The following is a 22,157-nucleotide window of genomic DNA, read 5'->3' as shown; positions in this document are numbered from 1 at the left end:
GCGAGTGCCCACACAGATTGTCTGATTAAATTGTTAAAGAGCGTTGGCAACCGGCAGTTCTCTTCCCGGTTGCGAGGCTGCGTATCTTACGCCTTTCGCCTCAAGTGTCAAGCCTTATTTTTCAAGGCCTTTCACTTTGTCATCTCGACAGGTTTGTGTGTTTGTCGTGACAACGGATGCGCATTATAGGGACTTTTGTGATACTGGCAACAGTTATTTTAAAAAAAATGCTCAGCCGCTTACTTATCGCCCAAAACAGCTTAATTCGATGTTTTATTAGTCTACAAAAAGAAAAAAGAGGTGTTTTTTCCACCTCTTTTTATCTTCATTGCCTCTTTAACTAAAAGAGGCTCTAAGTAAACCGTATTATTGCATTGCAACAATACGGTTATTTTCCAGCTCCAAGGTCACCAATTTGCCCGGAATTAACTTGCCAGAAAGAATTTGTTGAGCCAGTGGATTTTCAATTTCTTGCTGAATAGCGCGTTTTAATGGACGAGCACCATATACAGGATCAAAACCAGCTTCACTCAGTTTCTCCAATGCAGAAGGTGTCATTGTAACCTGATAACCTCGTTCTTCCAGACGCTGATATAAACGTTGCAATTGAATCTTCGCAATAGATGTTAAATGTTCCTTTCCTAATGGATGGAATACAACGACTTCATCAACACGGTTAATAAACTCAGGTCTGAAATGATGACCAACTACTTCCATCACCATATCTTTCATTCCTATATAATCCAGTGAACCAAAACGCTCCTGAATCATATCTGAACCTAAGTTAGAGGTCATAATCACAACCGTATTACGAAAATCAACCGTTCTTCCCTGACCATCGGTCAAACGACCATCATCCAATACCTGCAACAATATATTGAAAACATCTGGGTGTGCTTTCTCTACTTCATCCAGCAAGATGACAGAATAGGGACGACGGCGTACAGCTTCTGTCAGATAACCACCTTCTTCGTATCCAACATATCCTGGAGGAGCGCCTACTAATCTTGAAACGGCGTGTTTTTCCATAAATTCCGACATATCGATGCGCACCATGGCATCATCACTGTCGAATAAGAAATTAGCCAGCGCCTTACACAATTCTGTTTTACCAACCCCAGTCGGCCCTAAGAACATAAAAGAGCCAATTGGACGATTAGGATCAGATAATCCCGCTCTGCTACGACGAATTGCATTCGATACGGCATCCACAGCTTCATTTTGCCCGATAACACGTTTATGTAATTCTTGCTCCATGCGCAGCAATTTGTCTTTTTCACTCTCCAACATTCTGGAAACAGGAATTCCTGTCCAACGAGCAAGTATTTCAGCAATTTCAGCATCTGTGACTTTATTACGCAGCAGTTTCATATGACGATTTTCTGCTGCTGTTGCCGCTGTCAGACGTTTTTCCAATTCTGGAATTTTTCCGTACTGAATTTCAGACATTTTGGCCAAGTCACCACTACGGCGAGCTTTTTCTAACTCAATACGTGCATGTTCTAACTCAGCCTTGATATTCTGAGTACCACTAAGTTCTGCTTTCTCAGCTTTCCACTCTTCTTCCAGTTCAGAGTATTCACGCTCTTTTTCCGCCAATTCTTCATTCAGCATTTCTAAGCGTTTCTTACTGGCATCATCAGACTCTTTTTTCAGTGCCTGCTGTTCAAGCTTTAATTGAATAACACGGCGTTCCAGACGATCCAATGCTTCTGGTTTAGAATCCATCTGCATACGCAGGCTTGCCCCTGCTTCATCAATCAAATCAATTGCTTTATCAGGCAGCATACGATCGGAAATATAGCGATGAGATAATGTTGCTGCCGCAACGATTGCCGGGTCGGTAATCTGTACATGATGATGCAATTCATAACGTTCTTTGAGCCCACGCAGAATAGCAATGGTGTCTTCAACAGTAGGCTCTGCGACGTAAATCTTTTGGAAACGACGCTCCAAGGCGGCATCCTTTTCAATGTACTGCCGATATTCATCCAATGTCGTCGCACCAACACAATGCAGTTCACCACGAGCCAGAGCGGGCTTCAGCATGTTACCGGCATCCATTGCACCCTCAGCTTTACCCGCTCCGACCATGGTATGCAATTCATCAATAAACAGGATAACTGAGCCTTCCTGTTTGGCGAGATCGTTCAAAACACCTTTCAAACGTTCTTCAAATTCACCGCGGTATTTCGCACCCGCCAACAGCGCGCCCATATCAAGGGACAAAACACGTTTGTTTTTCAATCCCTCAGGAACTTCACCGTTAACAATACGCTGTGCCAAACCTTCAACAATGGCTGTTTTCCCAACACCCGGTTCGCCAATAAGAACGGGATTGTTTTTAGTTCTACGCTGCAATACCTGAATTGTGCGACGAATTTCTTCGTCACGCCCAATAACAGGGTCTAATTTGCCTTGTTCAGCACGTTCAGTCAGATCAATTGTATATTTCTTTAATGCCTGGCGCTGATCTTCTGCGCCTTGATCATTCACGTTTTCACCACCACGCATTTGTTCTATTGCCTTAGTGATTTTATCTTTGTTTGCCCCAACAGCTTTCAGTATGTCACTTAATGTTCCACGTTCTTCTATCGCTGCCAGAACAAAGAGTTCAGAAGAAATAAAGTTATCACCTGCTTTTTGCGAAAGTTTGTCACACAGGTTTAAATAACGCCCCAGCTCATTGGATACCTGAACATCCCCACCATTGCCCTCTACTTTTGGCAATCGGTTCAGAGCCTGATTAAGTTGCTTATTAAAGCTATCCGTATCCACCCCTGCTGATGCCAATAAAGGACGAACAGAGCCACCCTCTTGATTGAGCAATGCGCTCATCAAGTGGATAGGTTCAATGAATTGATTATCACGCCCTAATGCGAGGGATTGGGCGTCAGCGAGAGCAAGCTGGAATTTATTGGTAAGACGATCCAGACGCATAACACCTCCAATACTGGTCAGAATTTGCTACTGGAGATTAGATAAGGCCATTCCTTAAATATTCAAGGTCTTCTGAAAAGTTAATTGAAAACTGACCGCTATACACTAAAGATCGTCCTGTAAGGTAGGTCATCGCAACCAGATTAAAGTTGCCATTCGCCCAGTGTTACCATCTCGACGATAAGAGAAAAAGTTTTTTTCCTCTGTGGCTGTGCACGCAGTTCCACCGAAAATGTCTGTTATCCCTACAGACTGCAATTTTAATTTAGCCAGTAAATAAATATTTGCCAGAAATTTATCACCATAAGGTGTGAAGGCTTGCGCTAGATCAGGATTGGTCGCAATGAAAGCATCCCTGACTTCACTGCCCACCTCAAATTTTTCAGGGCCAATAGCTGGCCCCAACCACACGCGGATCATTTCAGGTTTTGCATTAAATCGAGATACCGTATTTTCCAATACTCCTGCACATAACCCACGCCATCCGGCATGAGCTGCTGCAACTTCATCTCCTGAAATACTGCAAAATAATACGGGGAGGCAATCTGCTGTCATAACAGCACAAACCTGCCCCGGAATATTAGTGTAAACGGCATCAGCCTGATTATTTTCCTGTGACTGACCATCATGTGACTGACTCCCGAGAGTGATAACACGTGTTCCGTGTACTTGTTCCAACCAAGTGGGGTGTTGCGGCAATTGAGCATATTCAACCAGCAATGTTCTATTCTGCTCTACACTTTCTGGTTTGTCTCCAACATGAGCACCCAAGTTTAAACTGTCGTATGGAGGCAGGCTTACGCCCCCCAAACGGGTTGTACTACAAGCGCCAACATTATCAGGCTGCGGCCAATCAGGAAAAATCAGTGATGTCATTTACCTACCAGTCCATTTCATCTTTGAAAGTTTCAGCGTCTGCTTTCATTACTTCAATCAATTTAACCATGTCATCCGGGAGCGGTGCATGCCATTCCATTTCAATACCCGTGATCGGATGGTAAAGGCGTAACATGGTGGCATGCAATGCTTGCCGATCAAAGTTGCGCATCACTTCGCGAAATTCGTCTGAGGCTCCTTTTAAAGGACGAGGACGTCCGCCGTACAGAGGATCTCCAACCAAAGGATGTTTAATATGCGCCATATGTACACGAATTTGATGCGTCCTGCCTGTTTCCAAACGCAAACGCAAACGGGTATGTGCACGAAAATGCTCCATAACTCGATAATGAGTAACAGCAGGTTTTCCCATAGGATGTACTGCCATGTGTGTCCGTTTAGTTGGATGACGGGAAATCGGTTCTTCTACCATTCCACCAGCCGTCATGCATCCCAACGCGACAGCTTCATACTCACGTGTTATTTCGCGTAATTGCAGGGATTCCACCAAGCGAGTTTGTGCTGGTACAGTTTTTGCGACAACCATCAATCCTGTCGTATCTTTATCGAGACGGTGAACAATACCTGCTCGAGGCACATCCGCAATTTCAGGGTAACGATATAACAGCGCATTCAATACTGTACCATCAGGGTTACCCGCTCCGGGATGAACAACCAAATCTCGTGGTTTATTGATTACCAGAATATCGTCATCTTCATAAACAATATTCAATTCAATATCCTGTGGTTCCCAACGTGCATCTTCTTCAATGATAGCATTGATGAAAATTTCTTCACCGCCCAGAACTTTTTCTTTTGGTTTATTAATTAATTTACCGTTAACTTGAACTTTATTATCCAAGATCCACTCTTTTATACGTGATCTTGAATAATCAGAGAACAATTCAGCCAAAGCTTGATCTAAACGTTGACCAAGCTGAGATTCAGCGACTATTGCATTAAGTCGGATTTGTTGTGCCATATATAATTTCTATATTTTACGTTGAGTTTTGACGGCGAGGCCGTTTCATTTAAAATAGTGTGCTATTGTAACTCTATATTTTGCCGGGAGCTTCATGGACAGTCTCCCAGAAAACACTCAGAGGATAATCAACACGTGATGATTCGCATGAAATATCTGGTGGCAGCGACCACATTGAGCCTGGTTTTATCTGGATGCTCCAGCAATAAGGATGCTGTTCCTGATATCCCGCCATCTCAAATTTATTCAACCGGGCAGGAAAAGCTACAAGAAGGTAACTATAAAGCGGCTATCAAGCAATTGGAATCCCTTGATAACCGTTATCCTTTTGGGCCGTACTCCCAACAAGTTCAGCTTGATTTGATCTACGCCTACTACAAATCAGCTGAATTTCCACTGGCTCTCGCATCCATTGACCGTTTCATGCGCTTGAATCCAACCCACCCTAATATAGACTATGTAATGTATATGCGTGGATTAGTTTCACAAGCTCTGGATGATGATGATAGTGCATTACAAGGCCTTTTCGGTATTGATCGTTCAGATCGTGACCCTGAACATGCCCGTGCCGCATTCCGTGATTTCAATCAGCTCGTGCGTTACTATCCAAATAGTCAATATGCAGCCGACTCTACCAAGCGTTTAGTATTCCTTAAGGAGCGCTTGGCTAAGTATGAACTTGCCGTCGTGAAATATTACACTAAACGCAGCGCTTATGTGGCAGTTGTCAATCGCGTAGAACAGATGTTACGAGATTATCCTGATACTAAAGCGACTTTGGAAGCCCTTCCTTATATGGAATCAGCTTATAAGGAACTGGGGTTAACGGCTGAAGCCAATAAAGTAGCACAACTTATCGCAGCCAATCCTGCATAAATTTTGCCCTTATCAGACTTAAGCAAGCATCCAAAAACAGCAGCTAAACAGTTGCTGTTTTTTTATGGCATCCGATTTTTACTCTTTAATTAGCGGATTAGCGGATTAGCGGATTAGCGGATTAGCGGATTAGCGGATTAGCGGATTAGCGGATTAGCGGATTAGCGGATTAGCGGAAAATTAGAATGATTTTAATGACATTTACAATATTTTCATGACGAAAATAATTTACATTATAAAATTATAACATAATTTATAATACCACAACTGACTGATAATGACGCATAATGCACCACTCCGCAACAAAAATTATCCATAACTTCCTCGACTATCACAATTCTGTCACTTGCTTTCGAAATCGCACAACAAAAGTGATTTAGATCATTCTTTTTGCCCAAAAGCGCGGTATGCTGGGCTTATTGAAGACGGAGTAACATTAAGAGGTAACTATATGTTAGTAAACATTACTAGTAAGCAAATGGAAATTACCCCCGCAATTCGTAGCCATGTAGAAGACCGTCTAAATAAGTTGAGCAAATGGCAAGTCAACCTAATTAGTCCACATATTGTACTCTCAAAAGAGCCGCAAGGATTTTTGGTTGATGCCACAATTGGCACACCGAATGGCACATTGGTTGCCAGTGCTAAACATGAGGACATGTATGCTGCTATCAACGAACTACTTACAAAATTGGAGCGTCAGCTCAATAAAGTACAACATAAGGCAGAAGCTCGTCGCGCAGATAACAGTGTAAAAGAGTCCAACCTTGATCCAGAAGTATAATCATTCCTTATTCTTGTTCTAACGCGCTCACTGAGCGCGTTTTTGCTGCCTGTTTTCATTATCTATCTGTTTTTTTACCTTCTAATCTATGTATCCAATGCAGCTTAGGTTCTCCAACTTAAGTACGCTCTCGGCAAAACAGCCGCTTGCAATATAAAGGTGATAAAAGCCTTCTGTTGACACGTCCCTTCAAATAGGTTAATTAAAGTACATTATTAAATGTGTAAAGTAATGTGCTAACGAACCAAATGACTATCAATCTGTCTTTCTTATTTTTCTTTTTCACCTTCTCATAAGGAGGTTTTTTCGTTTTAAAAAGAAATCAAGAAGACGAACAAAAACCTCCCTACCGATGGGAGGTTTTTTTGTTTATAGGTTATAAGCAATACCTACAACACAACCGCTCCCCATAATAAGAAGGTCAGGAACACGCTATGGAACGAGATTTAATCAATTTACGAGAAGAAATTAGTAATATTGATGCTGATCTACTGGACTTACTCGCTAAACGTCGGCAGTTAGCCAGCAGTATCGCTCAAACCAAACTTCTCGATCACCGCCCTATTCGAGATAAAAACCGTGAACGAGAGCTATTAAATGTACTAATTGATAAAGGTAAGTCCCATGGTTTAGATGGATTTTACATTACCCGGCTCTTTCAGATGATTATTGAAGATTCAGTGCTCACCCAACAAGCTTTGTTGCAACAGCACTTGAATCAAACACCTTATGATTCTGCCCGCATTACTTTTCTTGGGCCAAAAGGTTCCTATTCTCATATTGCGGCTCGCCAATTTTCTGCTCGTCATTTTAATCAATTGGTTGAGTGCAGTTGCCACAAATTCCCTGATATCTTTTCATTGGTCGAGATTGGTCAGGCAGATTACGGCATTCTACCACTGGAAAATACAAGTTCCGGGGCAATCAATGAAGTTTATGATTTATTGCAGAATACACCTTTATCCCTTGTTGGAGAGATAACCCTGCCAATCAATCACTGTTTATTGATTTCCGGGCAGACTGAGATTTCCAGGATAAAAACCGTTTATAGTCACTCTCAACCTTTTCAACAGTGTAATCAATATCTTAATAAATACCCTCACTGGAATATTGTCTATTGTGAAAGTACAGCCGCTGCTATGCAGAAAGTCGCTGAACTCAACTCACCAGAAGTAGCAGCATTAGGCAGTGAAGCAGGTGGAGGGCTCTATGGATTACACGTTTTAGAAAACAATCTAGCTAATCAGCAAGACAATAGTACCCGCTTTATTGTTGTTGCCCGCAAATCTATTGAGGTATCTGACCAAGTTCCAGCCAAAACCACGTTTATCATGTCAACAGGACAACAAGCCGGTGCACTAGTTGATGCGCTAATTATTTTGAAGAAGCACGATATCGTCATGAGTAAGCTGGAATCCCGCCCAATAAACGGTAAGCCGTGGGAAGAGATGTTTTATATCGATGTACAAGCCAATCTGCGTTCCATGAAAATGCAACAGGTGCTCAAAGAGCTGTCAGAAATTACTCACTTTTTGAAAGTGTTGGGATGTTACCCATCAGAGAATGTCATTCCTATCGATCCAATCTAACAATAAGCAACCGGATGGAAACATCCGGTTTTAACATATGATAAGCATACTAAGGTGTTCGCTATATCCTGCTATCACTGGCCTGTTGCAAAAGAGTTCGGCTTTCTTTCATAAAGCGGCTTGCTTCATCGCCAAACCATTCACTGACTTGGTTAAAACTCGCAATAAATGTCGATTTATCCTTATTTTCCAATATCTCCAAAGCTTGCCCAAAGCTTTGATGATAACGACGGATCAGTTCAATATTCTCAGGGCTAGACATAATGATATCAGCATATAACTGGGGATCTTGTGCAAATAACCGTCCCACCATCACTAGCTCCAATCTGTAAATAGGTGAAGACAGTGAAAGTAACTGCTGTAAATCAATACCTTCTTTTGCAAGGTGTCGGCCGTAAGAAAAAGTAGAAAAATGACGCAGGGCCTGAATGAAACTCATATTTTTATCATGTTGCGCTGCGCTGATTTGATGCAATCTCGCACCCCATACCGATATTTGTTCCAAAAGCCATTGATATGCTTCTGGATAACGCCCATCACAATACACAACGACTTGTTTAGCAAAGCTACCTACATCTGGCCCAAACATAGGATGTAACCCTAAAACAGGCCCTTGATGCACGTCAAGCATCGCATTTAATGGCTTGTGTTTGATGGAAGCAAGATCAACCAAAATACATTGTTCTGGCAAAGGAGGTAAGCGGCGAATAATGTCTTCCGTTAGATGAATCGGAACGCTGATTATCACCATTCCGGCATCAGCCAATATATCTTCGGCGTGATCCCAATCCCCAACCTCAAGCACTCTCACTTCATAGCCTGACAAAGTCAGCAATCGGCTGAATAGTTTACCCATTTTGCCTGAACCACCGACGATAACCACAGGCCCCAAGTGAGTGCAGAGTTTTTTGAAACCTTTGTTGTTTTCGCTGACATAAGATTCCCGCATAATACGGCGCAAGATATCTTCGATCAAATCAGGCGGAATTCCCATATCTTCAGCCTCCTGACGACGGGATGCCAGCATTGTCGCCTCCCTGTCAGGTGCATAAATCGGTAAACCAAGTTGGCTTTTAACTTCCCCAACCTGCGCCACTAAATTCAGGCGCTTCGCCAGTAAAGCTAATAAAGCTTTATCTACCTCATCAATTTGTTCCCTCAGTTGTGACAACTCTTCTGCCATATTGATTATCCTGCTTTTTTCATCATCGTGTTTCGGTGTGCTAAATGTGGAGCAATTTGTTGATGTAATTTTCTTAATACCTGCTCCGTAGCCTGCCAATTAATGCAGGCGTCAGTTACCGACACACCATATTTCATCTCAGCGCGGGGCTGTTCGGAGGATTGGTTGCCTTCGTTAATATGACTTTCCAACATGATGCCAATGATGGACTGATTTCCAGACATAATCTGCTCAGCAACAGAATCCACTACCATGCTCTGACGACGAAAATCTTTATTAGAATTACCGTGACTACAATCAATCATCAGTGATGGCGTCAGCCCTGCTTTCATCATTTGGTGTTCACAGTCAGCAACATGTTCAGCACTGTAATTTGGTGCCGCTCCGCCACGTAAGATCACATGCCCGTTCGGATTTCCTTGGGTTTGTAGCAAACAAACCTGACCTGACTGATTGATGCCCATAAAGCGATGAGGCATTGCAGCAGCTTTCATGGCGTTAATTGCGGTATTCAAATTACCATCCGTACCATTTTTAAACCCAACTGATACCGATAAACCCGACGCCATTTCCCGATGGGTTTGAGACTCAGTTGTTCTTGCACCAATCGCTGACCAACTAAACAAATCGCCCAGATACTGTGGATTATTGGGGTCAAGCGCCTCATTCGCCAAAGGTAATCCCATTTCGACCAGATTTAATAACAGGCGGCGGGCAATATGCAGCCCTGCGTCCATATCAAACGAACCATCCATGTAAGGATCACTGATTAAGCCTTTCCAACCGACCGTTGTACGAGGCTTTTCAAAATAGACACGCATTACAATATACAGACAATCACTCAATTCAGCAGAGAGTATTTTCAAACGGCGGGCGTAATCCAAGGCAGCATCCACGTCATGAATTGAACATGGACCACATACCACTAATAAACGAGGATCACGATGCTGAATGATATCAGCAATAGTATTACGCGCGTTTGTGATGGCATGCAGATCGTTGCTACTCAATGGGTATTTCTGTTTCAGTTCTTCTGGAGTGATAAGAACCTGTTCACCGAGAATATGAACGTTATTAAGTGCATCTTTTTGCATGATCATTTCTATACCTGCCTTGTCTTGTCCATTTAGAGTTTTTTAAGTGTCTGCTGGATAACATACCATGCCTCGTAAAGAATACAATCCATTAATGTAAATACTTTCCATTTATCGTAAACAAATATTTACATTGATGTAATTTCATCACCTCTATGCATAAAGAAATAATTTATTACATTTCTAATTTAGAAAAGTAACATATAAATAAATTTACACGTTACTTTTTTGTGAATTGAATTTTACAATTTTATCCACATGGAAATATTTTATTAACCTTCTTTGATTCATTTACCAATCAGATAAATTTCTTTTAAAATCATCTAATAAAAACAAGATCTCAATCCCATTTTTATATCTAGTTTTTAATAATATTAATATGTGTTTTTAGTGATCTTATGAAACTATAAAACAACATTTATAAAGAACAGCTATAGCCAATAAATTTCAAGCTTTCAAAAACAAAGCTGTAACTTGAAAGACGATGGGGATAAGTAATGCAGATCCAAAAGCCTGTGTTGCCAGTTTTTATTTATTAATCATTTACTAAGGACAGATATGATAACGCTGCAATTTACCATAATAATCATATGCTTATTAATCGGTACGCGTTATGCGGGAATGGGATTGGGACTGATCAGTGGTATTGGGCTTTTTATACTGACATTTGTTTTCGGCTTGGAACCCGGTAAGCCTCCTGTTGATGTGATGCTCACTATTCTTGCCGTAATTGGTTGTGCTTCTGTTTTACAAACAGCAGGTGGACTCAATGTCATGATGCAATTTGCAGAACGTCTTCTGCGCCGCCATCCACAGCACATTACCCTTTTGGCACCATTGACAACTTGGACTCTGACTTTTCTTTGTGGTACAGGGCACGTGGTGTATACCATGTTTCCAATCATTGGTGATATTGCCCTGAAAAAAGGCATCCGTCCTGAACGTCCAATGGCGGTTGCTTCTGTTGCTTCCCAAATGGCAATCACAGCTTCTCCAGTTTCTGTCGCTGTCGTCTCTTTAGTATCAATTATTGCTGCCAGTCATGGTATTGGCCAAGCTTACGGAATTTTAGAAATTTTGGTGGTTTCAATACCTGCATCACTGACAGGAGTAATACTTGCTGCATTATGGAGTTTGCGCCGAGGGAAAGATCTGGATAAGGACGAGGAGTTTCAGGAAAAAATTAAAGATCCAAAACAGTGTGAGTTTATTTATGGCTGTTCAGAAACATTATTAGACCAAGCATTTCCTAAACAGTCTTATTGGGCAACCTGGATTTTCTTTGCTGCTATTGCAGTCGTGGTTTTATTTGGTGCATTTACAGACCTGCGCCCTGTCTTTGAAACAAATGGAACGTTAAAACCCCTCTCCATGAATCTGGTGATCCAGATGATGATGTTAATTGCAGGAGCCATCATGCTGATGGTGTGCAAAGTCAAAGCTAACGAAATCGCCAACAGTGCGGTGTTCAAAGCGGGTATGGTTGCCATTTTTTCTGTCTTTGGCGTGGCATGGATGAGTGATACTTTCTTTCACTCACATCTGGGTGAATTAAAGCTCGTTTTAGAAGATGTTGTTCAAGCACAACCATGGACTTATGCTCTGGTGCTGTTCTTGGTATCAAAGTTAGTTAACAGCCAGGCCGCAGCATTAACAGCGATTGCACCAATGGGATTACAACTTGGTGTTGATCCCAAACTTCTGATTGCTTTCTTTCCTGCTGCCTACGGCTATTTCGTTTTACCTACTTACCCAAGCGATCTGGCTTGCATTGGTTTCGATCGTTCAGGTACAACAAAAATCGGGAAATTCATCATCAATCACAGCTTTATTCTGCCCGGATTGATTGGTGTCAGCAGTGCCTGCACAGTTGGATATCTTTTGGTCAGTGCTTTTATGTAATGTTTAAAGCCCATTAAGAACTTAAAAAAAGGCCAGCAAATTGCTGGCCTTTAACGATAACTTTCGGATGTAGCAAAAGCGTATTATTTCGCGTTCAGACGCTCTTTAATACGAGCAGCCTTACCAGAACGCTCACGCAGGTAGTACAGTTTAGCTCTGCGAACAGCACCACGACGTTTAACGTTGATGCTGTCTACGACTGGGGAGTGAGTCTGGAATACACGCTCAACACCTTCGCCGTTAGAAATCTTACGAACAGTGAATGCAGAGTGCAGACCGCGGTTACGAATCGCAATAACCACGCCCTCGAATGTCTGCAGACGCTTTTTAGAACCTTCAACGACCCATACCTTAACTTCCACGGTATCACCCGGACGGAATGAAGGTACGTCTTGCTTCATCTGCTCTTGTTCAAGTTGTTTAATAATGTTGCTCATAATAACTCTCTTACCCTAGGTAAACTGATATATCAAAGACATTCCTTTACAGGATATGTCTGGATTAATTCGTTGCCTGATCTTGATATTCCCGCTGGAATTCAGCCAGCAACATCCTTTGCTCGTCAGTCAGAGCTAGGCTTTCTAGAAGTTCGGGCCTTCGTAACCAAGTTCGGCCAAGCGATTGTTTCATTCGCCAGCGATTAATTTCGGCATGATTTCCTGACAGAAGAACTGGGGGAACTTCCATACCGTCTAACACTTCAGGGCGAGTATAATGCGGACAATCCAACAATCCATCAGCGAATGAATCTTCTTCTGCTGATGCCTGACGCCCCAAAACCCCCGGAATAAACCGAGATATTGAGTCAATCATTGTCATTGCTGGAAGTTCTCCCCCGCTCAGAACGTAATCACCGATAGACCATTCTTCGTCAATTTCGGTTTGAATGACACGCTCATCAATACCTTCATAACGACCGCAAACCAGAATTAATTTCTCATTCGCTGCCAGTTCACAAACTCCCTGTTGGTCGAGTCTGCGCCCCTGAGGTGAAAGATAAATCACCTTAGCACCAACACCCGCCGAAGCTTTGGCTGCATGGATGGCTTCCCGTAAGGGTTGCACCATCATCAGCATGCCTGGACCACCGCCATAAGGACGATCATCAACAGTACGATGTCGGTCGTAGGTAAAATCCCGTGGACTCCAACATTCGATACTGAGCAGGCCATTTTTTACTGCCCGACCAGTTACCCCGTAATCGGTTATTGCGCGGAACATTTCAGGAAACAGGCTAATAACCCCAATCCACATACTGCGTCCCACTCATTTAAACCGTTTTTACCGGAGATTAAAAACCAGGATCCCAATCTACCTCAATCGTTTTGGTAGCGAGATCGACTTTCTTGATAACCTGCCCATCAAGAAACGGAACTAACCGCTCCTTGATACCGAATGCATCTTTCAGGTTTGCTTTTATTACCATCACATCGTTAGAACCTGTTTCCATCATGTCATGAATGGTTCCAAGGCTGTAACCCGCAGTGTTTATGACTTGGCAACCCATGAGGTCTTTCCAGTAATAATCACCGTTTTCCAGTTCTGGTAACTGTTGGGAATCCACTACAATTTCATAGTTAGTCAGTAAATTCGCTGCATCCCGATCATCAATATCTTTGATTTTGACGATAATATCCTGATTGTGGTATTTCCACGCTTCCAGCTCAACGTGTTGCCACTGACCTGAGCGTTGAATAAACCACGGTTGATATTCAAAAATGTCTTCGGCATGTTCGGTGGAAGAAAAAACTCTGAGCCAACCACGAATGCCATACGCTGACCCTAATTTCCCCAATACGATTGGCTCAGCAGGGTGCTTCAGGCCAGATTGCTTGCTCATTGTTACCACCGCGACAGATTAAGCTGTTTTCTTAGCGTCTTTGATCAGTGCAGCAACACGATCAGACACAGATGCACCCAGACCAACCCAGTGTTCGATACGGTCCAGATCTAAACGCAGAGCTTCTGCATTTCCTGAAGCGATTGGGTTAAAGAAACCTACACGCTCAATAAAACGACCATCACGCGCATTGCGGCTATCGGTCACGACTACTTGATAGAACGGACGCTTTTTTGCGCCGCCACGAGCTAAACGAATTGTTACCATAACATCCTCATTAGTTAGCAAAACAACCAGACTCCATCGAGGAATGGAGTCCGGCTGTCCATTTAAAAGCCCGAAAATTTTACTCACTTTGGCGCAAAAAGCAATCCAAAGTACATTTTCTTTCGCGACTTTGTTGATTATCGCCCCATAAATCCAGGTGGCAGCATGCCTTTCATGCCTCGCATCATTTTTGCCAATCCACCTTTCTTCATCTTTTTCATCATTCTCTGCATTTCATCAAACTGTTTCAGTAAACGGTTAACGTCCTGCACTTGGGTACCCGAGCCCATCGCAATACGACGCTTACGGGAACCTTTAATGATTTCTGGTTTTTCGCGCTCTTTTCGGGTCATGGAATTAATGATAGCTTCCATTTTAACCAGAACTTTATCATCCATTTGAGATTTGACCGCATCAGGGACTTGTGACATTCCCGGCATTTTGCTTAACATGCTGGTCATTCCGCCCATATTACGCATTTGTTTTAGCTGATCGAGAAAATCACTTAAATCAAAACCATCACCTTTTTTCAGTTTCGATGCCAGTTTTTCTGCTTGAGTACGATCAACCTTGCTTTCAATTTCTTCGATCAGTGAAAGCATGTCTCCCATGCCCAGAATACGGGATGCAATCCGATCCGGATAGAAAGGTTCCAACGCATCTGTCTTTTCACCAACCCCAAGGAATTTGATTGGCTTACCCGTAATATGACGGATAGAAAGCGCTGCCCCGCCACGGGCATCACCATCAACTTTTGTCAGGACAACACCTGTCAATGGCAGAGCTTCATTAAATGCTTTCGCAGTATTTGCCGCATCTTGCCCCGTCATTGCATCAACAACAAACAGAGTTTCGACTGGTTTGATTGCTGCATGAACCGCTTTAATTTCATCCATCATCGCTTCATCAACATGCAAACGACCTGCGGTGTCGACTAACAGCACATCATAAAATTTCAGCTTAGCGTGTTGGATAGCCTTGTTGACGATATCAATCGGCTTTTCTTGCGGATCTGAAGGGAAAAAGTCAACTCCGACTGTTTCAGACAGAGTTTCAAGCTGTTTAATAGCCGCAGGACGGTAAACGTCTGCAGAAACGACCAGTACTTTTTTCTTATTTTTTTCTTTGAGCAGCTTACCTAATTTGGCAACGCTGGTTGTTTTACCGGCACCTTGTAAACCCGCCATCAGAACAACCGCAGGAGGCTGTGCAGAAAGGTTCAATTCACTGTTAACCTCTCCCATCGCCTTAACGAGTTCATTCTGAACGATTTTGACGAATTCCTGCCCCGGGGTCAGACTTTTGTTAACCTCATGCCCCACTGCGCTCTCTCTGACGCGTGAAATAAAATCACGCACTACAGGCAATGCAACATCCGCCTCAAGCAAAGCCATACGAACTTCGCGCAGTGTATCTTTAATATTATCTTCAGTCAGCCGCCCGCGGCCGCTGATATTGCGCAGTGTGCGCGATAGTCTGTCAGTTAAATTATCAAACATTGTCTCAGCTCAGATATCTACAAGTGGGTCTACCTGTAAGGCAAATTTTATGAATTATAACACGATGATCATGTGATCTCTGCAAAGAGATTCCCAACTATGATTAACAATGGTTGGAGGCTCTTCCTGCTAGCGGTATACTTAAATTTTAAGTTCAATCCATACCCAATAGATTTCAAACTATAATTTGAATAACTTGAATAGTTTGAAGCGATGAAGGGTAAACACTATTGCGAAAACGATAAACGTTATGCTGGTATTTTCAATTATTGCTTTACTTGCTTATCTCATGAGCCTGACACTCGTCGTACCAGGTTTACTGCGCCAACAAAACAGTTATCAAAAACTGGCTCTTTTTTTCGCAATTGTGGCATTAGTTAATCACGCGATTGCATTAAAATATCAAGTATTTCATGTCAGCAGTGGCCAAAACCTTACTTTATTGAATTTAGGCTCAATCGTTAGTTTGCTTATGTGCATCATCATGACGATCGTCGCTTTCCGTGGCCGTGCATGGTTTTTATTACCGATTGTTTACAGCTTCTCCATGATAAATTTGATATTAGCCAGCATGATGCCAGGAGAATTCATTACGCACCTTGAAGGCAGTGTCGAATTATTCATTCATATTGGGCTGGCATTACTTGGCTATGCCACTTTACTCATTGCTGCTCTTTATGCATTACAGCTTGGATGGTTAGATTATCAGCTCAAAAAGAAAAAGTTTTCTTTTACCTCTGGCATACCTCCACTGATGGTCATTGAGCGTAAAATGTTTCACATTACCCAAGTTGGTGTAATTTTACTAACATTGACGCTATGCACAGGCATCATGTACATGGATGATGTTTTCAGTAAAGAAAATATTCACAAATCCGTTTTATCTATCATTGCATGGTTCATCTACGTTATTTTGCTTTGGGGGCACTATCATGAAGGATGGCGTGGCAAACGCGTTATTTGGTTCAATCTGATTGGCGCGTTTATTCTGACTCTCGCTTTTTTCGGTAGCAGGCTATTGCAGGAAATTATGGTTTATTAAGAGTTCAAAGAACATCATAACCAGTTTGTATACATATTAGGAAGGAATTCTGTTTTGGAGCACGTTTCAACAGGCACACTGATTATAATTCTTATTGTCATGGTTTTCGTTTCGGCCTATTTCTCGGCCTCAGAAACCAGTATGATGACAATTAACCGCTATCGCTTACGTCATTTAGCTAAACAAGGAAGCAGCTCCGCACGTAGGGTAGAATCTCTGCTGCGTCACCCAGATAGGCTCATCAGCCTTATTCTTATTGGTAACAACCTCATCAATATTCTGGCGTCTTCTCTCGCCACTATTGTTGGGATGCGTCTTTATGGTGATGCAGGTGTTGCCATTGCTACAGGCATACTCACTTTCGTGATCCTTATTTTCTCCGAAGTTATGCCAAAGACCATTGCGGCTCTTTACCCAGAAAGGGTAGCATTTCCAAGTAGTTTCTTGTTGCGCCCACTGGAAAAAATCATGCTGCCGCTTGTTTGGGCATTTAATAAAATCAGCTTACTGTTTATGCGTTGCCTGGGCATCAAAGTTTCTAATATTCGCAATGATGCGGTCAGCAAGGACGAATTGAGAACAATCGTAAATGAATCAAACACCAATCTATCGCGCCGCAATCAAGACATGCTGATCTCAATATTGGATCTTGAGAAAGTCACCGTTGGCGACATTATGGTGCCTCGTAATGAGATTGTTGGCATTGACATTAACAATGATTGGAAATCTGTCATCAGGCAATTAACACATTCACCGCATGGGCGAATTGTGCTTTATCGGGATTCCCTTGATGATGCTATTGGTATGCTACGAGTACGTGAAGCCTACCGATTGATGATGGAGAAAAAAGAGTTTACAAAAAGAAATTTAATTAAAGCAGCAGATAAAATCTACTTTATCCCCGTCAGTACTCCGCTGAATACCCAGCTCGTTAACTTCCAACGCAACAAGCAGAAAGTCGGTTTGATCGTGGACGAATATGGAGATATTCAAGGTCTCGTCACTGTCGAAGATATTTTGGAAGAAATTGTCGGCGATTTTACCACATCCATGTCCCCGACTTTGGCCGAAGAAGTTCTTCCACAAAGTGATGGCACCGTTCTGGTGGATGGTACAGCCAATATTCGTGAGCTAAACAAAGCCTTCAATTGGGCGCTCCCCGAAGATGGCCCAAGAACAATGAATGGAATGATTCTGGAGGAATTGGGTGAACTTCCTGAATTGAATGTTCAAGTACAAATTAACGAATATAATTTTGAAGTTCTTTCCGTGCACGATAATGTTATTAAGCAGGTGCGTGTAACACCAATGAACAAAAGAACAGAACAAGACATAAATTCCAGTGAATAATTTAGCCATTATTCACTCAGGAAAAGGCACCCAAACGCTATCCCACTGTATGTTCAAGGGTGGTTTAAGAGCAATAATATATGGTGGATTCACAAAATATATATTATTGCTTCTATTCTTTGCATTCAGGCACGATCATTTAAAATGCTTAAAGTATTCTACCCTCACTGCATTCATGCCAAAAATAATGTTTTTATCAAAATTGTTCATAATAAAATCCATAACAGTCATAATATTATAAAATATTACAAATGTTAAAATATCTTGAGTATTACCGTTCAATAGAAAACTTATTTGTACCCAAAAGACAAGCGTATCACGCAGATACACTTTCGATAGGAGTTCTTGAAGAGGGAAAATAACAACATAAGGCTGGCAAAAATAAGCTAACACACTGTCAATCTAAAGTAGATCTGGCTGCTTAACAAGAGTTTCACAGCCAGAATATAGGATGGTAACCAAGATATTGTATCGCTTATCAACCTAACAAACAGACTAAACTCGAAGCTCTACAAGCTTTTCTTCAGGCAATGCTAACTCTTCGTTCAGATTAACGCGAACATCAGCATCAAGAATACTCTGAGCAATATCTTGAGCTTCTTTCAGTGAATGCATTTCATAAGTACCACACTGATAAATGTTTAATTCTGGGATTTGGCTCTGATTTTGAACTTTCAGTACATCTGCCATCGCAGCTTTCCAAGACTCAGCTACTCTTAACTCTGTCGGGGCACCGATCAAGCTCATATAAAAACCAGTACGGCATCCCATCGGGGAGAGATCGATAATTTCAACACCATTACCGTTCAAATGATTACGCATAAAACCCGCAAACAGATGTTCAAGAGTATGAATCCCCCTTTCTGGCATCACTGCTTTATTGGGAACACAAAAACGTAAATCAAATACGGTGATAGTATCGCCATGAGGCGTTTTCATCATCTTGGCAACTCTAACTGCTGGAGCAGCCATACGCGTATGGTCAACTGTAAAACTATCCAATAAAGGCATAATCCTACCTCCTAGGGCATCAGATTTTTTACGAAAATTTTTTCAGATAGATGAAACCTTTTTATTTGCGGCTGGTCATAAGATATGAAGACGCGCAAATTGTTATCATCCCTATTCTTTAAGAGATTTTATTCGGCCACCACTTGGTGGCCATTTTCTTTTTTAATTCCCAGCATGAAGTTTTAGATAGTCATCAAAACTCATGCTGTCTTGTTGCTCAAGATTGTGTTGCCTCAATACAGAAGCATCACGTTCAGCAGAAAAACTTTCATTATTCAAAATTGAGTAGGGCTCTTCAATCAATTCCTGACTGTATTTTCTTGCCAGTTCCAATCCAAAACCAACTATCCCCTGAGTTTTCATCTTGCCTAATACGCGTGCTGAAAACGTTAATGATGGATCTTCAAACATAGTAACCAGTTCTTTACACACTGACTGATACTGAGTTCCTGAACAAGCATCCAAAACTTCAGCAACCCGCTCTAAGTCCCGGAATAGCTCTTGCCCGACAGATTTCAGGGGTTGTTGTTCAATACCACCACCAATACCGATATGTAATCCTGGTTTACGCCCTTCCAAAATCACTTTACTCCAGTTACCGCGACAACACTCAAGCTCTTTACTTCCCATTTCAGGGGCATCAGCCAAAGTACACCATATCAAGAATAGGTCAAGAAAACGAATCTGAGTTTCATCAACGCCAATCGGGGAGAAAGGGTTAATATCTAAAGAACGTACTTCAATGTACTCTATACCGCCTCTCAATAGCGCATCAGAAGGTGATTCCCCCTCTAGAGTTACCCGTTTAGGACGTATTGGTGCGTACAGCTCATTTTCAATTTGAAGGACATTAGTATTAAGTTGGAGGTACTTATCCCCTTTTTTGACTCCAATTGCCGCAAAATCGGCAGATGGTTTATGGATTGCTTTTTTAAGACCTTCTACATACGTATGAAGATTATTAAAAGTGATATTCAGATCACTTTGTGATTTGTTGGTATACCCTAGGTCACTCATCCTCAGAGAAGTTGCATAAGGGAGGTAGAAAGTCCCTTTTTCAGTTTTCTCAAAGGATAACGCTGTATTCCGACCACGTAAAAATGAGGGGCAAATTGCCGGTGATGCACCAAATAAATAAGGGATCACCCAACCAAAGCGGTAATAATTACGGATCAGACGAAGGTATCCCTCTGAAATCTGCTCTTTTCCCGTTTCTGCGTCTTTAATACCTAACCGAGCCTGCCAGAAACTTAATGGAAGTGAAAAATTATAATGCACCCCCGAAATCGTCTGCATCAGTGCACTGTAACGATTCTTTAATCCCTCACGATACAACGTCTTAAAACGCCCCACATTAGACGTACCATATTGTGCCAGAGTGATGTTTTCTTCATCGTCAATGAAACATGGCATGCTCAAAGGCCACATTTTTTCATCGCCCAGATTTCTCGCGGTATAACGATGTAAATCGTTAAGGAAATCAATGGTTCTATCTATGCTGTTATCAACAGGGGTAATAAACTCCAATAGAGATTCAGCAAAATCAGTTGTAATCCATTTATGCGTTAAAGAAGCACCAAGTGATTCTGGATGCCTCGTCTTAGCTAAATGACCTTCTGGAGTAACACGCAATGTTTCACGTTCAATGCCGCGACAAATGCCATCTAACACAGTAGGATTTGCCTCTAGCCATGACAATGCTTTTGATACGTCCGGGATCAATTTGACCTCCGTGGAGTTTTGAAAAGATTATTACTAAGAGTTTACTTTATATGAAACAAGCCAGATTGTCGCTGATTACGTAGGGGTGATGACTTATCAAAGGTCAAATTACGATCAAGTAATGATGAAGGAAATATTATGTTTCAAATAGAAATAAAAAACCCCCGCCTTATCAAGGCAGGGGTTTAAAATGGTGCATCCAGGAGGATTCGAACCTCCGACCGCTCGGTTCGTAGCCGAGTACTCTATCCAGCTGAGCTATGGATGCATTGTCAGATTTTCTATTTCTGATCAGACATTATAGACTGTCTTACTCTCAGAACATTAACACCATGATGGAATCACAATGTTGAATATGGTGCATCCAGGAGGATTCGAACCTCCGACCGCTCGGTTCGTAGCCGAGTACTCTATCCAGCTGAGCTATGGATGCGTTGTCAGTTTTCTATTTCTGGTCAGGCGCTGCTGATTGCCTAACTTGTCAGAATTGGCACACCTAAAACTTACGGTGTTTAAAATGGTGCATCCAGGAGGATTCGAACCTCCGACCGCTCGGTTCGTAGCCGAGTACTCTATCCAGCTGAGCTATGGATGCATTGTCGGTTTACTATTCCTGTTTAGGCGCTACTGATTGCCCGAATTGACAGAATTGAGATACCTAAAAATCGCGGTGTTTAAAGTGGTGCATCCAGGAGGATTCGAACCTCCGACCGCTCGGTTCGTAGCCGAGTACTCTATCCAGCTGAGCTATGGATGCGTCTCTTAAATGGCGGTGAGGGAGGGATTCGAACCCTCGATGCAGCTCTTAACCACATACTCCCTTAGCAGGGGAGCGCCTTCAGCCTCTCGGCCACCTCACCATTTTTTAAAACTAAAACGCTTTAAAACTTGCGACTTGAAGTTTTCACTTCGTAGTTTTTAGAATCTCTTCTTCTGCTTACTACCCAGAAGCTTCTTTCTAATCTCTTCGTCGCTGCGATGGCGCACATATTACTTTCCCTGCCTGATAAGTCAAACAATTTTTCGCAACTTTTTTCCGTTTGAACACTTAGCACGCAAAACGCTTGGTTTAGCATCTAAATAGTTATTTTATCAACAGCAAAATCCTCTAAGCACTATTAAAATTTATAAAAATGATTATTCATCGCTATGGCCTCATGAACGAGGCTTTTTCAACAGATAGAAAATAAAAAGACGTGA

At 42.1% G+C, this 22,157-nt stretch carries 18 protein-coding genes, 5 tRNA genes and 1 other annotated feature; of the genes, 6 read left to right on the top strand and 17 right to left on the bottom strand.

The window, feature by feature from the left end; translation table 11 throughout:
- Positions 1-366 precede the first annotated feature (366 nt).
- From clpB to rluD, 3 genes are all read right to left on the bottom strand, one after another.
- Positions 367-2,940 (bottom strand): ATP-dependent chaperone ClpB, encoded by a 2,574-nt coding sequence (gene clpB, locus AB204_RS01650; RefSeq protein WP_047961653.1) that lies wholly within the window; start codon positions 2,938-2,940, stop codon positions 367-369.
- A 129-nt stretch (positions 2,941-3,069) separates the two neighbouring features.
- The gene (yfiH, locus tag AB204_RS01645) at positions 3,070-3,816 is read right to left on the bottom strand and encodes a purine nucleoside phosphorylase YfiH (RefSeq protein WP_047961652.1); all 747 of its coding nucleotides are present in this window, start codon (positions 3,814-3,816) and stop codon (positions 3,070-3,072) included.
- A gap of 4 nt (positions 3,817-3,820) precedes the next feature.
- Complete coding sequence (gene rluD, locus AB204_RS01640; protein WP_047961651.1) at positions 3,821-4,798, bottom strand: 23S rRNA pseudouridine(1911/1915/1917) synthase RluD; 978 nt, start codon at positions 4,796-4,798, stop codon at positions 3,821-3,823.
- 147 nt (positions 4,799-4,945) lie between these two features.
- On the opposite strand from rluD, the gene bamD reads away from it, so the two are divergent.
- The 3 genes from bamD (at position 4,946) to pheA (ending at position 8,047) form a co-directional block, all read left to right on the top strand.
- Positions 4,946-5,674 carry an outer membrane protein assembly factor BamD gene (gene bamD, locus AB204_RS01635; RefSeq protein WP_200898190.1) on the top strand — a complete coding sequence of 243 codons (729 nt, stop codon included), beginning with the start codon at positions 4,946-4,948 and terminating at the stop codon, positions 5,672-5,674.
- A gap of 451 nt (positions 5,675-6,125) precedes the next feature.
- Positions 6,126-6,458, top strand: a complete 333-nt coding sequence (gene raiA, locus AB204_RS01630; protein WP_047961649.1) for a ribosome-associated translation inhibitor RaiA — start codon at positions 6,126-6,128, stop codon at positions 6,456-6,458.
- A gap of 247 nt (positions 6,459-6,705) precedes the next feature.
- Positions 6,706-6,828: a sequence feature (Phe leader region), on the top strand.
- 64 nt (positions 6,829-6,892) lie between these two features.
- A complete protein-coding gene (pheA, locus tag AB204_RS01625; protein WP_047961648.1) occupies positions 6,893-8,047 on the top strand; it encodes a bifunctional chorismate mutase/prephenate dehydratase in 1,155 nt (384 codons plus the stop codon).
- 61 nt (positions 8,048-8,108) lie between these two features.
- Here pheA and tyrA read toward each other — a convergent pair whose 3' ends face one another.
- A complete protein-coding gene (gene tyrA, locus AB204_RS01620) occupies positions 8,109-9,230 on the bottom strand; it encodes a bifunctional chorismate mutase/prephenate dehydrogenase (RefSeq protein ID WP_047961647.1) in 1,122 nt (373 codons plus the stop codon).
- 5 nt (positions 9,231-9,235) lie between these two features.
- The gene (locus AB204_RS01615) at positions 9,236-10,330 is read right to left on the bottom strand and encodes a 3-deoxy-7-phosphoheptulonate synthase (protein ID WP_047961646.1); all 1,095 of its coding nucleotides are present in this window, start codon (positions 10,328-10,330) and stop codon (positions 9,236-9,238) included.
- Positions 10,331-10,882: 552 nt separating this feature from the next.
- On the opposite strand from AB204_RS01615, the gene AB204_RS01610 reads away from it, so the two are divergent.
- A complete protein-coding gene (locus AB204_RS01610; protein WP_047961645.1) occupies positions 10,883-12,226 on the top strand; it encodes an anaerobic C4-dicarboxylate transporter in 1,344 nt (447 codons plus the stop codon).
- A gap of 83 nt (positions 12,227-12,309) precedes the next feature.
- Here the strand turns inward: AB204_RS01610 and rplS are convergent, their stop codons facing one another.
- The 5 genes from rplS to ffh all read right to left on the bottom strand — a co-directional run bounded on the left by rplS (position 12,310) and on the right by ffh (position 15,832).
- Complete coding sequence (gene rplS / locus AB204_RS01605; protein WP_010845356.1) at positions 12,310-12,663, bottom strand: 50S ribosomal protein L19; 354 nt, start codon at positions 12,661-12,663, stop codon at positions 12,310-12,312.
- A 64-nt stretch (positions 12,664-12,727) separates the two neighbouring features.
- Positions 12,728-13,480, bottom strand: coding sequence for a tRNA (guanosine(37)-N1)-methyltransferase TrmD (trmD, locus tag AB204_RS01600; RefSeq protein WP_047961644.1), 753 nt, complete (start codon positions 13,478-13,480; stop codon positions 12,728-12,730).
- Between the two features lie 37 nt (positions 13,481-13,517).
- Complete coding sequence (gene rimM / locus AB204_RS01595; RefSeq protein WP_047961643.1) at positions 13,518-14,066, bottom strand: ribosome maturation factor RimM; 549 nt, start codon at positions 14,064-14,066, stop codon at positions 13,518-13,520.
- Positions 14,067-14,084: 18 nt separating this feature from the next.
- On the bottom strand, positions 14,085-14,333 hold the full coding sequence (gene rpsP / locus AB204_RS01590; RefSeq protein WP_047961642.1) for a 30S ribosomal protein S16: 249 nt from the start codon (positions 14,331-14,333) through the stop codon (positions 14,085-14,087).
- A 137-nt stretch (positions 14,334-14,470) separates the two neighbouring features.
- Positions 14,471-15,832, bottom strand: a complete 1,362-nt coding sequence (ffh, locus tag AB204_RS01585; RefSeq protein WP_047961641.1) for a signal recognition particle protein — start codon at positions 15,830-15,832, stop codon at positions 14,471-14,473.
- A 250-nt stretch (positions 15,833-16,082) separates the two neighbouring features.
- Between ffh and AB204_RS01580 the strand changes: the two genes are divergently transcribed.
- Together AB204_RS01580 and AB204_RS01575 are read left to right on the top strand one after the other, a co-directional pair.
- A complete protein-coding gene (locus AB204_RS01580) occupies positions 16,083-16,874 on the top strand; it encodes a cytochrome C assembly family protein (protein ID WP_047961640.1) in 792 nt (263 codons plus the stop codon).
- 54 nt (positions 16,875-16,928) lie between these two features.
- Positions 16,929-18,224, top strand: coding sequence for an HlyC/CorC family transporter (locus tag AB204_RS01575; RefSeq protein WP_047961639.1), 1,296 nt, complete (start codon positions 16,929-16,931; stop codon positions 18,222-18,224).
- A 495-nt stretch (positions 18,225-18,719) separates the two neighbouring features.
- Here the strand turns inward: AB204_RS01575 and luxS are convergent, their stop codons facing one another.
- The 7 genes from luxS to AB204_RS01535 form a co-directional block, all read right to left on the bottom strand.
- Complete coding sequence (gene luxS / locus AB204_RS01565) at positions 18,720-19,235, bottom strand: S-ribosylhomocysteine lyase (protein WP_047961637.1); 516 nt, start codon at positions 19,233-19,235, stop codon at positions 18,720-18,722.
- 162 nt (positions 19,236-19,397) lie between these two features.
- Positions 19,398-20,957 (bottom strand): glutamate--cysteine ligase, encoded by a 1,560-nt coding sequence (gshA, locus tag AB204_RS01560; protein WP_047961636.1) that lies wholly within the window; start codon positions 20,955-20,957, stop codon positions 19,398-19,400.
- Between the two features lie 191 nt (positions 20,958-21,148).
- Positions 21,149-21,225 (bottom strand) — tRNA-Arg (locus AB204_RS01555).
- Between the two features lie 88 nt (positions 21,226-21,313).
- Positions 21,314-21,390 (bottom strand) — tRNA-Arg (locus tag AB204_RS01550).
- A gap of 85 nt (positions 21,391-21,475) precedes the next feature.
- Positions 21,476-21,552 (bottom strand) — tRNA-Arg (locus AB204_RS01545).
- An 85-nt stretch (positions 21,553-21,637) separates the two neighbouring features.
- Positions 21,638-21,714: transfer RNA gene (locus AB204_RS01540), tRNA-Arg, on the bottom strand.
- A gap of 10 nt (positions 21,715-21,724) precedes the next feature.
- Positions 21,725-21,817: transfer RNA gene (locus AB204_RS01535), tRNA-Ser, on the bottom strand.
- Positions 21,818-22,157 lie beyond the last annotated feature (340 nt).

The sequence above is a fragment of the Xenorhabdus khoisanae genome (assembly GCF_001037465.1).
Taxonomy (GTDB): Bacteria; Pseudomonadota; Gammaproteobacteria; order Enterobacterales; family Enterobacteriaceae; genus Xenorhabdus; species Xenorhabdus khoisanae.
The sequence above is the reverse complement of the archived record's forward strand: the minus strand, read 5'-3'. Positions and strand labels throughout refer to the sequence as shown.

Excerpts from the sequence above, each read along its gene's own strand:
- yfiH (WP_047961652.1), bottom strand. The coding sequence starts at position 3,816 with ATGACATCACTGATTTTTCCTGATTGGCCGCAGCCTGATAATGTTGGC.
- trmD (WP_047961644.1), bottom strand. The coding sequence starts at position 13,480 with ATGTGGATTGGGGTTATTAGCCTGTTTCCTGAAATGTTCCGCGCAATA.
- AB204_RS01610 (WP_047961645.1), top strand. The coding sequence starts at position 10,883 with ATGATAACGCTGCAATTTACCATAATAATCATATGCTTATTAATCGGT.
- pheA (WP_047961648.1), top strand. The coding sequence starts at position 6,893 with ATGGAACGAGATTTAATCAATTTACGAGAAGAAATTAGTAATATTGAT.
- rpsP (WP_047961642.1), bottom strand. The coding sequence starts at position 14,333 with ATGGTAACAATTCGTTTAGCTCGTGGCGGCGCAAAAAAGCGTCCGTTC.
- rplS (WP_010845356.1), bottom strand. The coding sequence starts at position 12,663 with ATGAGCAACATTATTAAACAACTTGAACAAGAGCAGATGAAGCAAGAC.
- ffh (WP_047961641.1), bottom strand. The coding sequence starts at position 15,832 with ATGTTTGATAATTTAACTGACAGACTATCGCGCACACTGCGCAATATC.
- AB204_RS01580 (WP_047961640.1), top strand. The coding sequence starts at position 16,083 with ATGCTGGTATTTTCAATTATTGCTTTACTTGCTTATCTCATGAGCCTG.
- AB204_RS01615 (WP_047961646.1), bottom strand. The coding sequence starts at position 10,330 with ATGATCATGCAAAAAGATGCACTTAATAACGTTCATATTCTCGGTGAA.
- tyrA (WP_047961647.1), bottom strand. The coding sequence starts at position 9,230 with ATGGCAGAAGAGTTGTCACAACTGAGGGAACAAATTGATGAGGTAGAT.
- clpB (WP_047961653.1), bottom strand. The coding sequence starts at position 2,940 with ATGCGTCTGGATCGTCTTACCAATAAATTCCAGCTTGCTCTCGCTGAC.
- rluD (WP_047961651.1), bottom strand. The coding sequence starts at position 4,798 with ATGGCACAACAAATCCGACTTAATGCAATAGTCGCTGAATCTCAGCTT.
- luxS (WP_047961637.1), bottom strand. The coding sequence starts at position 19,235 with ATGCCTTTATTGGATAGTTTTACAGTTGACCATACGCGTATGGCTGCT.
- raiA (WP_047961649.1), top strand. The coding sequence starts at position 6,126 with ATGTTAGTAAACATTACTAGTAAGCAAATGGAAATTACCCCCGCAATT.
- rimM (WP_047961643.1), bottom strand. The coding sequence starts at position 14,066 with ATGAGCAAGCAATCTGGCCTGAAGCACCCTGCTGAGCCAATCGTATTG.
- bamD (WP_200898190.1), top strand. The coding sequence starts at position 4,946 with ATGAAATATCTGGTGGCAGCGACCACATTGAGCCTGGTTTTATCTGGA.